This is a genomic window from Massilimicrobiota sp. An142, assembly GCF_002160725.1.
GTDB lineage: Bacteria > Bacillota_I > Bacilli_A > Erysipelotrichales > Coprobacillaceae > Allocoprobacillus > Allocoprobacillus merdigallinarum.
This window is the reverse complement of record NZ_NFLD01000048.1, coordinates 1-12,438: the sequence shown is the minus strand read 5'-3', so window position 1 is coordinate 12,438 and position 12,438 is coordinate 1. Positions and strand designations below refer to the sequence as shown.

General features: G+C 31.1%; 12 protein-coding genes. 10 read left to right on the top strand and 2 right to left on the bottom strand.

The genetic code is table 11. From position 1 onward, the window contains the following. Positions 1 to 109: 109 nt before the first annotated feature. Together B5E87_RS13815 and B5E87_RS13810 are read right to left on the bottom strand one after the other, a co-directional pair. Entirely contained in the window at positions 110 to 2,683 is a 2,574-nt protein-coding gene (locus B5E87_RS13815) for a cation-translocating P-type ATPase (protein WP_087245831.1), read from the bottom strand. A gap of 298 nt (positions 2,684 to 2,981) precedes the next feature. Continuing rightward, on the bottom strand, positions 2,982 to 4,853 hold the full coding sequence (locus tag B5E87_RS13810) for a transglycosylase domain-containing protein (protein WP_087245829.1): 1,872 nt from the start codon (positions 4,851 to 4,853) through the stop codon (positions 2,982 to 2,984). 133 nt (positions 4,854 to 4,986) lie between these two features. Between B5E87_RS13810 and B5E87_RS13805 the strand changes: the two genes are divergently transcribed. The 10 genes from B5E87_RS13805 (at position 4,987) to B5E87_RS15605 (ending at position 12,352) form a co-directional block, all read left to right on the top strand. After that, on the top strand, positions 4,987 to 5,391 hold the full coding sequence (locus B5E87_RS13805) for a DUF1934 family protein (protein WP_087245827.1): 405 nt from the start codon (positions 4,987 to 4,989) through the stop codon (positions 5,389 to 5,391). Continuing rightward, positions 5,378 to 6,883 (top strand): cardiolipin synthase, encoded by a 1,506-nt coding sequence (gene cls / locus B5E87_RS13800; RefSeq protein ID WP_087245825.1) that lies wholly within the window; start codon positions 5,378 to 5,380, stop codon positions 6,881 to 6,883. The genes B5E87_RS13805 and cls overlap by 14 nt, the downstream gene beginning before the upstream one ends. Positions 6,884 to 6,948: 65 nt before the next feature. Next, positions 6,949 to 8,610, top strand: a complete 1,662-nt coding sequence (gene argS, locus B5E87_RS13795; RefSeq protein WP_087245823.1) for an arginine--tRNA ligase — start codon at positions 6,949 to 6,951, stop codon at positions 8,608 to 8,610. A gap of 9 nt (positions 8,611 to 8,619) precedes the next feature. Further along, complete coding sequence (gene rpoE, locus B5E87_RS13790; protein ID WP_087245822.1) at positions 8,620 to 8,952, top strand: DNA-directed RNA polymerase subunit delta; 333 nt, start codon at positions 8,620 to 8,622, stop codon at positions 8,950 to 8,952. A gap of 140 nt (positions 8,953 to 9,092) precedes the next feature. Beyond that, positions 9,093 to 9,821, top strand: coding sequence for an alpha/beta fold hydrolase (locus tag B5E87_RS13785; RefSeq protein ID WP_087245820.1), 729 nt, complete (start codon positions 9,093 to 9,095; stop codon positions 9,819 to 9,821). Continuing rightward, complete coding sequence (gene aroD / locus B5E87_RS13780) at positions 9,784 to 10,536, top strand: type I 3-dehydroquinate dehydratase (RefSeq protein WP_087245818.1); 753 nt, start codon at positions 9,784 to 9,786, stop codon at positions 10,534 to 10,536. Before B5E87_RS13785 ends, aroD begins: the two co-directional genes overlap by 38 nt. Next, positions 10,529 to 11,305, top strand: coding sequence for an HD domain-containing protein (locus B5E87_RS13775; RefSeq protein ID WP_087245816.1), 777 nt, complete (start codon positions 10,529 to 10,531; stop codon positions 11,303 to 11,305). Before aroD ends, B5E87_RS13775 begins: the two co-directional genes overlap by 8 nt. Then, positions 11,302 to 11,811 carry a Gx transporter family protein gene (locus tag B5E87_RS13770; protein ID WP_087245814.1) on the top strand — a complete coding sequence of 170 codons (510 nt, stop codon included), beginning with the start codon at positions 11,302 to 11,304 and terminating at the stop codon, positions 11,809 to 11,811. The genes B5E87_RS13775 and B5E87_RS13770 overlap by 4 nt, the downstream gene beginning before the upstream one ends. A 201-nt stretch (positions 11,812 to 12,012) precedes the next feature. Then, the gene (locus tag B5E87_RS13765; RefSeq protein WP_479684552.1) at positions 12,013 to 12,237 is read left to right on the top strand and encodes a helix-turn-helix transcriptional regulator; all 225 of its coding nucleotides are present in this window, start codon (positions 12,013 to 12,015) and stop codon (positions 12,235 to 12,237) included. Further along, positions 12,224 to 12,352 carry a hypothetical protein gene (locus B5E87_RS15605; protein ID WP_275112322.1) on the top strand — a complete coding sequence of 43 codons (129 nt, stop codon included), beginning with the start codon at positions 12,224 to 12,226 and terminating at the stop codon, positions 12,350 to 12,352. The genes B5E87_RS13765 and B5E87_RS15605 overlap by 14 nt, the downstream gene beginning before the upstream one ends. Positions 12,353 to 12,438: the final 86 nt, after the last annotated feature.

Genomic DNA, 12,438 nt, shown 5'->3' with positions numbered 1-12,438 from the left:
ATTATCCCGAATTTTACTTGATTTTTCATTGGAAAAACCTGTTTTTCGGGATAATCAATAATTCGGGATAAGTGTTGTGAAAGGGGCGAAAGATATTAATTCTTAGCCCCTATTCAATTAACATTTTTTTCGCTTGAATAATAATTGTTGGTAAAAGAGCGAATCCATAAATAACAAGAAGTTGATTTATAGAAATTGTATGAATCATAAATAATCCATGCATTGCTGGAACAAATAAGATGAAGTGTAGTAATGCAAAACCAATAATAAATGCAATAATGCTTGAACGGTTTGTAAAGAAACCAATTTTTGATAGTGGTTGAGAACTACGACAATTGAAACCATGTAATAAACGAGCTAAACAGATTGTTGCAAAGGCCATTGTAGAAGCTGTTAAAGGATCTCCTTTTAATCCAGTTAAGTATGCACACATTGTACAAATAGCAATAACAATACCTTCATAACTGATTTGGAAGAAAGTTGATTTGTTAAGAATAGAATCATCAGCTTTACGTGGTTTTTCTTTTAAAACATCATTACGTCCAGATTCCATACCAATCGCAATTGCAGGTAAAGAGTCGGTAATAAGATTCATAAATAATAAGTGAACAGGGAAGAAAGGTGTAGGTAATAAAAGAAGTGAAGCGACAAATACACAAATAATTCCTGCAAAGTTACCAGATAATAAATAATTGATAGAGTTTTTGATATTACGGTAAACATTACGTCCAGTAATAACAGCTTTGACAATAGTAGAGAAGTTATCATCTGTTAATATCATATTCGCAGCATCTTTAGAAACTTCAGTACCCGTAATTCCCATAGCAACTCCAATATCACTTTGTTTAAGTGCTGGAGCATCGTTGACACCATCACCAGTCATGGCTACAATATCTCCGCGTTTTTGCCAGGCTTTGACAATACGAATCTTATGTTCAGGAGCAACACGTGCATAAACACTGATGTGTGTTAATTTTTCATCTAATTCTTCATCACTCATTTGATTTAATTGTTGACCATCAATAGATAAGTCACCATCTTCATAAATACCAATCTTTTTCGCAATGCTTCTGGCAGTCACAACATGGTCACCCGTAATCATAATAGGCTTAATACCTGCCATTTTACATTTCGCAACGGCATCAGCACTTTCTGGTCTTGGCGGATCCATTAGGGAAACAAGACCAACAAATGTTAGATTGTTTTCATCATCTAATTGAATATCATGACTATCTAAATCTTTATATGCAAAACCTAAGACACGTAATCCTTCATTCGCATAATTTTGATTTTGTTGAAGGATTTCGTTTTTATAACGTTCTGTTAATGTTTCTTTTTGTCCATTGATAAGGATAGATGTACATCTTTGTAAAATAACATCTGGTGCTCCTTTTGTATATAAATGATTTAAAGAAGAAACACTCATTAATTTACGATCTGAATCAAATGGTAATTCGTTTTGACGAATAGCAGTATTTTCAAATTCTGAATCATTTTGTGTATGAAGATGAACCAAATCAATTAAAGCTAATTCAGTTGGATCTCCAATTCTCTGATCTCCATTAATCACAGCATTATTACATAATAAACATGCTTTTAATAAAACATTGTGATCATGATGATGACTATCTAAATCATCAATTTCTAATAATTTGTTATTTAAATAGATTGTTTGTGGTGTCATTTTGTTTTGTGTTAAAGTTCCTGTTTTATCACTACAGATAACAGATACACAACCTAAACTTTCAACTGAATTCAAATTTTTAATAATGGCATTTTCTTTGACCATTTTTTGTGTACTCATAGATAAAACAATTGTCACAATAGAACTTAAAGCTTCAGGAATAGCAGCTACAGCTAAGGCAACAGCAATCATTAAAGCATCAAGTAAAGATTCATGAGCTAAGAAAATATTTAAAGCCAAAACAATGGCACAAATAATCATAATCGCAACAGATAATTTACCACTGAAATCATCTAAACTCTTTTGTAAAGGTGTTTTACGATCTTTCGCTTCATTTAACATAGAAGCGATTTTACCTATTTCAGTATTCATTCCAATGCTTGTTACAATATAACGTCCTGTACCATTTGTGACTAAACTTCCAGAAAAAGCCATATTTTTCTGATCTCCAACAATGACTTCCTGTTCAATAGTATCAGTGATTTTATCAACACTATCAACCTCACCAGTCAAGGCACTTTCGTTAATTTGAAGGGATGCTGATTCAATAATACGACCATCACCACTGACAACATCACCAGCTTCAATTTGAACAATATCACCAATTGTTAATTCGTTAGAATTTAATTCACATAATTGTCCATCACGTAAAACTTTGACTTTAGGAATAGAAAGTTTCTTTAAACTTTCTAATGATTTTTCAGCTTTTAATGTTTGAACTGTTCCTAAAATTGCATTAATGACAATGACCACAACAATAACAAGTGTACTTTCCAGCTGACCACTTAATCCAGAGATAATGGCGGCAATAATTAATATAATAACTAATAAATCTTGAAATTGTTTTAAGAAAATCAAGAAAGGACTTTCTTTTTTCTTTTCAGCCAATTCATTTTTGCCATACTTTGCTTGTCTTGACAAAGCTTCTTGAGTTGATAAACCCGATTTTGTTGTCTGACAATCATTTAATGTTTGATCAATACTTTTTTGATAATACATACTTTTTCCTCCATTTTTCATCTTCAACAAACAAAAAAGACAAGTTCGCTAAAGATTTATATGTCTTTAACGAGTCTTGTCTTTAAGATGCACCAGAATAATAAATTATTCGCGATTGTTGATAACATCACACATATTGTGAGACTACTCCCTCATTGCCATTATATTAACATACTCGTCAAAATATGTAAATAGAAAATCTTTGAATTATTTTTGTGAAGAAAGTTGACTGTTATTCATCATGAAATAGATATAAATGGATAAAAATCAATACTATGGAAAGGTTATTTGGATTTGATTATGCACTATCTTTAAACCAATAAACAAGTCCATTTTCCTGATAATCTCCAGTCAATGGGTTGATTGGTATTTTTTTGAGTTCTGATGATGGCTCATACCAGAGTTCTTCTTTTTGCATAAAGTTTGCCATTGTCTGGAAAATGACTTTTGGAATTCTTGTATCTGAAGTCATATTCATTTCACGATTATCATCATAGCCACACCAGCTTAAAATAGTATATTGTGGATTATAGCCTGCACATAAAGAGTCATAAGGTGTTGAACCAGTTTTCGTGGCAAATGTTGTGTTTGTAGGATAATTAACCATCGTAGGTGTTGTATAGGATTGAAAGGACTTTTCAAAAGGTGCAGTTAATAATTGACTCATCATTAAACAGGTATCCTTATTTAAAAGCTGTTTGTTTTGAGGCTTATATTCATACAAAACATCACCATTATTATTTGTAATCTTGGTAATCGTATGAACATCATTGTAAATACCTTGATGAGCAAGTGTGGTATAAATAGCAGAAAAATCATAAACATTGGTATTTAAAGTTCCTAAGGCAAGAGAAGGATGAGGAGAAATATGTTGATATCCAAATTGAGAAAGTGTATTCACTAATGCCTGTTCTCCTAAAAACATATGTGTTTTCACTGCATAAATATTATCACTCACCGCAATCGCCTGTGCCATTGTAACATCATCATTGGCATATTTTTTGTTGAAATTGGTTGGTGTATATGTTTTTCCATTTTCTAATTGAAAAGTAGTGGGTTCACTTTTGAATTTGGTAATAGGCGTAAAACCATTTTCTAAAGCAATATAATAAAGTAATGGTTTGATAGTAGAACCAACCTGACGTGAAGCTTGGGTTGCACGATTGAATTGTGAAATGGCATAATCTTTACCACCCACCAATGCTAAGACTTCAGATGTCTGACTATCTAATATGATACTAGAGACTTCTAATTCCTCTCGATCTTTCATTTGTTCGGTAATGGTTTGATTGAGCTGATCTTGGATTTGGGGATTTAAACTTGTCTGTATATTTAAACCCTGATTGACATATTCTTCTTTATAAAAGCCAAGCTTTTTTAACTCACTTATAACCGTATCACGATAATAGGGATAAGCAAATTGGATGGTAGAAGATGGATGAGGATTGAGTTTGAATTCACTTTGATAAGCCTGATTTGCCTGTTGTTGTGTAATCTGTTTTTCATGAACCATTGCATCTAAAACGATTTTTTGTCTTTGTTTAGCTGCTTTGATATCTTTAAATGGTGAATAATACTCAGGACCATTAATGACTCCAGCCAACATACTGGCTTCATTTAAATCTAAATCACGGGGTTGTTTATTAAAATAGTATAGACTGGCATTTTGAATACCATAAATACCATGTCCAAAATAAACAGTATTAATATAACCTTGTAAAATTGTATCCTTATTATAATGTGTTTCTAGACGAACAGTTAAAAAAGCTTCTTGGATTTTTCTAGACCATGTCTTGTCATTATTTAAAAACATTAATCTGGCATATTGCTGGGATATTGTGCTGGCTCCTTCAACACGACCATTTTCACTGATATTGGCTTTAATAGCACGTAAAATACCAACGGGATCAAAACCACGATGTTCATAAAAACGATGATCTTCAATAGCCACAATACTCTTTAAAAAATAAGGTGAAACATCTTTGAGCTGTACATCATTACTTTGTTGTTGAGATTGATAAAAAAGTTGTTGATTTTGATCATACATTCTCATAATATGACCACCATTCAAATCAGGAGCTTCAATGATATAACTTATAGAATAAACACTTATCATAAATACAAAACCAGCAATAATGATTCTTCTTAACCATTTGATACATTTGATCATGACTTATCACCTCATTTTTTCATTTTTGCCGATATTTATGAATAATATTCATGATTCATGGAAAATATGGGAATAAGAAATAAAACGTGACTTTCTCGTTATGGTTTTGTTATAATGTAGGCGGTGATGTCAAATGTATCAAACAAAACAAATTCATTATAAAGCAATTTTTAAGCAAGATCATGATCAGCATAAAATTGAATATAAAGCCAAAGGATTATTTCATCAAGATCAAAAAACAAGTCTTGATTTTGATACACCTGAAGGACATATTCAAATATCTTATGATGATCAGGAAGTGCATTTACAACATGGAAATTCACTTTTAAAATTTCATAAAGAAAAACCACTTTGGAATCAATATCAATTACCTTATGGTTCAATTGCTTTAAAAACAAAGTTACTGAAATTTCAAAATAATCAAGATAGCATGAAATTGAAATATGAATTGTATGATCAGCATGGGTTAATTTCTACAGTTTATATCATGATTACAATGAAAGCCTATTGTCTGGTGGACGAACATGAAAATATTTAAAATATTTTTAAATCGTATTTTTGTGTTTGGTTTTCTTATCTTGATTCAAATATTATGGGTATTTTTTATAGGTAGAGAATTAATGGAACATTATTCTTGGATTCATTATCTGATGCGATTGATCAGTTTGATGGTTGTCTTATGGTTAGTTAATAAAGATGAAAATCCTTCTTATAAGATATCATGGATTATTGTTGTTTTATTATTCCCAATGTTTGGGGGATTATTATATTTATTGATTGGAAATAAGAAACCATCTCATAAGATACGTAGAATTTTACAGCCTGCTTTAGATGAAATCAGTCAAGTTGCCTTGTTAGAAGATGATGTTTCCAAAACCCTAACAGAGTCCAAACAGGATGCGCTTCATTATTTATCTGATTTGGGATATGGAACTTATCTCAGAACAAAGTGTCGCTATTATTCGTTAGGTGACTATTGTTATGGAGATTTATTGAAAGATATCAGTCAGGCTAAAAAATATATATTTATGGAATATTTTATTGTATCTGAAGGATTGATGTTTGAAAATATTTTAAAAATTCTCGCTCAAAAAGTTCAGGAAGGTGTAGAAGTTCGTTTTATTTATGATGATGTTGGCAGTATAACAACACTTCCTTATCATTTTGAAAAAAAGTTAGAACAACTGGGAATTCAATGTGTTGTCTTTAATCCATTTATACCGCTTGTTTCTGCCAGGATGAATCATCGAGATCATCGTAAAATTTGTATTATAGATGGAAATATTGGATATAGTGGTGGTTTTAATCTGGCTGATGAATACATTAATGTGAAAGTGCGTTTTGGGCATTGGAAAGATACAGGTATTCGTTTAGAGGGACAAGGTGTCTGGAATTTAACAACCATGTTTTTATCAACATGGAATGCCTATAAACATCAAGATGATGATTATACACAGTATCAACCTCATCAATTGCCACCGATTCAGCAGGATGGATATGTAGTGGCTTATGGAGACTCACCCGTTGACCATGAAGAAACGGGTGAAAACATATATTTGAATCTTATTAATCAGGCTCAAAAAGAAATTCTTATCATGACGCCTTATTTTATTATTGATGAAACAATGATGAAAGCTTTTTTACTGGCAAGAAGAAAAGGGGTGCGCATTCAAGTCATTACTCCTGGGATTCCAGATAAAAGAAATGTGTATCATGTGACACGTTCTTATTATTACTCGTTAATGAAAGAAGGGGTTGAATTCTATGAGTATAAACCTGGTTTTTTACATGCCAAAATGGTTTTATGTGATCAAAGAATAGCAACCGTTGGTACCATTAATTTTGATTATCGTAGCTTGTATTTACACTTTGAATGTAATGTGATGGTGACCCAAAAATCTGTCATTAAAGATATTTCGAAAGATTTTAAAGAAACATTAGCATTAAGTCAAAAAGTCACGCTTAAAGATAGTCGTCGTTTTAGAGGAATATATGAAGCTTTTTTAAGGTTATTTGCACCATTAATGTAGAAAAAATGTTGACTATATCGTCAAATATGATATTGTATTAAAAGTATGATAAGAAGGAGGATACTATGGCTGTTAATAAAATAGAACTTTCATTAAAGAAGGTCTTACAAAAAGCAATTATTGATTTAAAATTTGTGGAAGATTATCCCCTTGAACAGATTGTAATAGAAATTCCTAAAGATAAAGCTCATGGAGATTATTCTACAAATATGGCAATGCAATTAACAAAAGTTTTAAGAAGAAATCCAAGAGAGATTGCTAAGTCTATTATTGATGCATTAGATTTAGAAGCAGGACATATTGAACGTGTAGAAATAGCTGGGCCTGGTTTTATCAATCTCTTTTTAAAGAAAGATGCTATGACATCAGTGATTAAAGATGTTTTAGATGAACAAGATCATTATGGATATTCTGATTTTGGTCAAGGGATTAAATATAATATTGAATTCGTATCTGCTAATCCAACAGGTGATCTTCACTTAGGACATGCGAAAGGAGCTGCGGTTGGTGATAGTATTTGTCGTATTATGAAAGCTGCTGGTTATGATGTGACAAGTGAGTATTATATTAATGATGCTGGTAATCAGATTACAAATTTAGCTTTATCATTATATGCCAGATATTTACAGGCTTTTGGACAAGATGCCTCACTTCCAGAAGATGGGTATCATGGACCAGATATTATTCAAATTGCAGAAAATTTGAAAGAAGAATTTGGTGATAAATTCTTAAATATTCCTAAAGAGGAAGCCATTGCTTATTTTAGAAAAATTGGGACAGAACATGAATTACAGAAAATCAAAGATATTTTAAAGGAATTTAGAGTTCAACATGATGTCTGGTTTAGTGAAACATCATTATATGAAAATAATAAAATTGAACCCACAATTCAAAAGTTAAAAGATCAGGGATATACTTATGAAAGTGAAGGGGCTTTATGGTTTAAATCTACTGAATTTGGTGATGATAAAGACCGTGTTTTAATTAAAAGTGATGGAAGCTATACATATTTGACTCCTGATATTGCATATCATTTAAATAAGTTGGATCGAGGATATCAGTATCTTGTTGACTTGTTAGGTGCAGATCATCATGGTTACATTCAACGTATGAAAGCTGCTATACAGGCATTAGGTTATAATGCAGATCAACTCAACATTGATATTATGCAGATGGTTCGTATGGTTGAAAATGGTGAAGTTGTCAAAATGAGTAAACGTACTGGTAATGCTGTGACAATCAAAGATTTAATTGAAGATATCGGAGTTGATGCAACACGTTATTTCTTTGCATCTAAAGCAGCAAGCTCACCATTTGATTTTGATTTAGGTTTAGCTAAATCTCAGTCAAATGATAATCCTGTTTACTATGCACAATATGCTCATGCAAGAATGTGCTCAATTGAAAGACAGGCTATGCAGGCTCATATCGAAGTTGCCAATCATTATGAATTATTGGTTCATGAAAAAGAAATTGAATTGGTTAAACACATTAATGAATTTAGAGATGAAGTGATTGAAAGTGCTAAACAAAGAGCTCCTCATAAAATCGCAAATTATATTCAAAAACTTGCGCAATTATTTCATTCGTTCTATAATGATTGTTATGTAATTGATGAAAATCATCTTGATTTATCATCACAAAGATTAGCTTTAGTGAAAGCTGCTCAAATCACTTTAAAAAATGCATTAAATTTAATTGGTGTGAATGCACCAGAAAAAATGTAGGAGGATATTATGATTGATTATAGACAAAGTTCAATGGTAGATGTTGCATTTGATTTAATGACAAAGAAAAAAAAGCCAGTTGATTTTTATAAATTATGGCAGGAAGTTTCTGAAATCAAAGGATTTAATCAAGAAGATAAAGATGAAAATGAATCTTTATTTTATACAAACATTACTTTAGATGGACGTTTTATTACAGTAGGTGAAAATCGCTGGGATTTAAGAAGTCGTCATAAATTTGATGAAGTGCATATTGATATGAATGATATTTATGCTGATGATGAAGAAGATGCATCTGAAGAAGATTCTGATGATGGTTTAATTGAAGATGATTATAATTAATAAAAAAGCAAATCACATTATAGTGATTTGTTTTTTATTAATGATGTTATTGAAATAGAGTTTTCAGGATTTTATATATTTAAAAAGAAAGTGTTTTACTCAAACAGGAAAAATGATTATAATGAAAAAGGTGAACCAAAATGAAAGACATTTATTATCAAGTGACTGGACAGGGATTTCCTGTAGTATTTTTACATGGTAATGGCGAAGATCATCATATTTTTGATCAGGCAGTCAATCTCTTATCAAAACAATATCAATGTATATGTATAGATTCTCGTTATCATGGGCAAAGTGTTCATGCAGGGGAACTCTCATACCAGCAGATGTGTCAAGATGTTATGGCTGTTATGGATGAATTAAACATTGCTGCATACGATGTGATAGGATTTAGTGATGGTGGTATTGTTTCACTTATGTTAGGAATGCAGGATTCACGTTTAAAGCATATTGTATCTATTGGTACGAATACCAAACCACGCTATATCAAAAGATTTTATCGTTTGACTTTTTATTTACAAATGATATGTCTAGCTATTTTTTCTATTTATCAAAAGAAAGCCAGATTAACATTTCGACTATATAAATTAATGTTAACACAGCCTCAAATTGAGTATAAACAGCTTCAACAGATTCATGTTCCTGTTTTGGTTTTAGCAGGAGAATTTGATATGATTGATGCAAAAGATACAAACCATATAGGGGAGTCATTACCTTATGGAATTGTGAAAATTATTCAACATGGCAATCATTTTTTATTAAGAGATGCATTTCAGGAAACAGTAAAAGAAATTTCTTTGTTTCTAGAAGCATGTCATCAGGAGGAGAATTATGAGTGTATGTCAAGTTCGACAATTGAAGATAGGTGAAGGGAAACCTAAAGTTTGTATTCCTGTTGTAGAAACAACAACATCTTCTATATTGAAACAGATTCAGTTTTTACAGTCCTATCTATTTGATATTATAGAATTACGTATTGATTTTTATCAGGATATTCATGATTTACAAAAAGTCCAGGATTTACTGATGCAAATTAGAAATCAAACTGAAAAACCACTATTATTGACATATCGTTCTGCTAGAGAAGGGGGACAAATCCAATTAAGTGATGAAGCATATCTTGCACTTGTCAAAACAGCATGTCAAAGTCAATGTATTGATATGATTGATGTAGAATTGATGAGTGGCAATGTGTTGGTTTGTCAAATGGTTGATATAGCACATCAAAATCATGTGAAAGTTCTGATGTCATATCATGATTTTGAACAGACACCAAAGATTCAGGAAATGAAACAATATTTAGAGAATATGGAAATTCTCGGTGCAGATCTATGTAAAATAGCTGTTATGCCACATCGTTATCAAGATGTGGTCGACTTATTAAATATAACAATGGAGATGTCACACAGACTTTCTCGACCTATTGTCACAATGTCTATGGGATCAATCGGGAAAATTTCAAGAATTGTCGGAGAATTAACAGGTTCTGCCATGACATTTGCCAGTGTGAATCAAGCGTCTGCCCCAGGTCAAATGGAGGTAGAAGATTTACAGAAACTTTTGGAGGTGATTCATCATGATTGATTTACTAAAGGCTCAAAAGGCTTTTCAAAAATATATCAGTCATTATGATTCTACAATTCCATCTATTCGTTTAAAAATCATTCATACTTATAAAGTTATGGAGTGTAGTGAATATTTGTGTCATAAGCTCCATTTGTCAAAAGAAGATAGTGATTTAGCTTCACTCATTGCTTTGCTTCATGATATTGGACGTTTTGAACAATGGATGAGATATCAAAGCTTTGCTGATCATAAAACAATTGATCATGCCTTATTTTCTAGTCAGTTGCTGTTTGATGAAGGGCTTATTAGAGAGTTTATTGAGGATGATCAATATGATGATATTATTAAGCACGCTATTGAACAGCATAATCGTTATCAGGTAGAAGATGGTTTTGATGAGAAAACATTATTATTTATTCATTTAATAAGAGATGCAGATAAATTAGATAATTTTAGAGTAAAAGAAGAAGAAAAAATAGAGGATATATTATATATATCTTTAGATGAGGTGAATCATGAACAGATTTCTGAAAAAATTTATCAACAGTTTTCACATCAACAGTTGATTTATGCGCCTGATCGACACACACATATTGATATGTGGTTATCTTATATTGCTTTTATTTTTGATTTGTATTTTCAAGAAAGTATTCAATATATTCAAGACAACCATTGGGTTGAACGCTCATTTCAACGTTTAAATCCTGTAGATTTTAAAGTGAATAAACAATATCAAACTTTAAAGCAGATTGCTTTAGATTATATACAAAAAAGGAGTGCAGTATGAATCATAAAAAAACAAGAAAAATGGTTTATTTAGCCTTGTTAAGTGCGATTGCGATTGTTTTACATACAGTAGAAGCAGCAATTCCTGTTCCTTTGCCAGTTGGTGCAAAGCTAGGGCTAGCTAATATTATTTCTTTAGTCGTTATTCATCTTTATGGTATTAAAGAAATGTTTATTGTGAATATATTTAGAGTTCTGGTTTCTAGTTTATTAACAGGTATTTTTATGCAGAATCCATTCTTTATTAGTTGTGGTGGTGTTTTTTTAAGCAGTTTAGCTTTAGCTATTATTTATAAATTTGTAAAACTACCAATGGTTTCTACATCTATTGTGTCAGCTATCTTTCATAATATTGGACAAGTCGCTGTTGTTGCTTTTATATTTTCATTTGCAGGTATCATGGTTTATGTTTTACCATTACTTATCACATCTATTCCAACAGGAATTTTAACAGGACTTGTTGCAATTGAGATTTTAAAACGTGTTAAAAAGGAACAATTTCAATAGATTGTTCTTTTTTCATATCATTAGATTTCATTTATAATTATGTATAAGACTATAATCACTTGAAATAATGACACCTAGAAAAATAAAATGATGAAAGGAGAAGGTAAAAAGAAATAAATAAATGGAAAGCTTACTTGACATAAATGATTGTATATTTTAAAATAAAATGAGAAGAATGGAAAGTAAACTTTCCGTAATGGGGTGATTGTTCTGAAAAATAGAATAGAAAAATTAAGAAAGGAAAAAGGCATAAAGCAAGAAGATTTGGCAATTGCTGTTGAGGTTTCTAGGCAAACAATAGGTTCTTTAGAGAATGGACGATATAATCCATCAATCATATTAGCCTTTAAAATTGCACGATATTTTCATATGAGCATTGAAGATATTTTCATTTATGAGGAGGAGATTGAAAATGAAAAAGAATAAGAAGATTTGGTATGTTGGTTATATGATTTCATTATTGTTAATTCTTATCATTCTTTTTACTGATTTTTCAAAAATGGTAGATATGATTATTTGCAATAAACTGCACCATCAATAGCATAAAGTGCACCACCAATTTCAATAACTACACCACTGAGATGATATTATTGAATATACGCAACTGCACCACCTTTTATATTATAG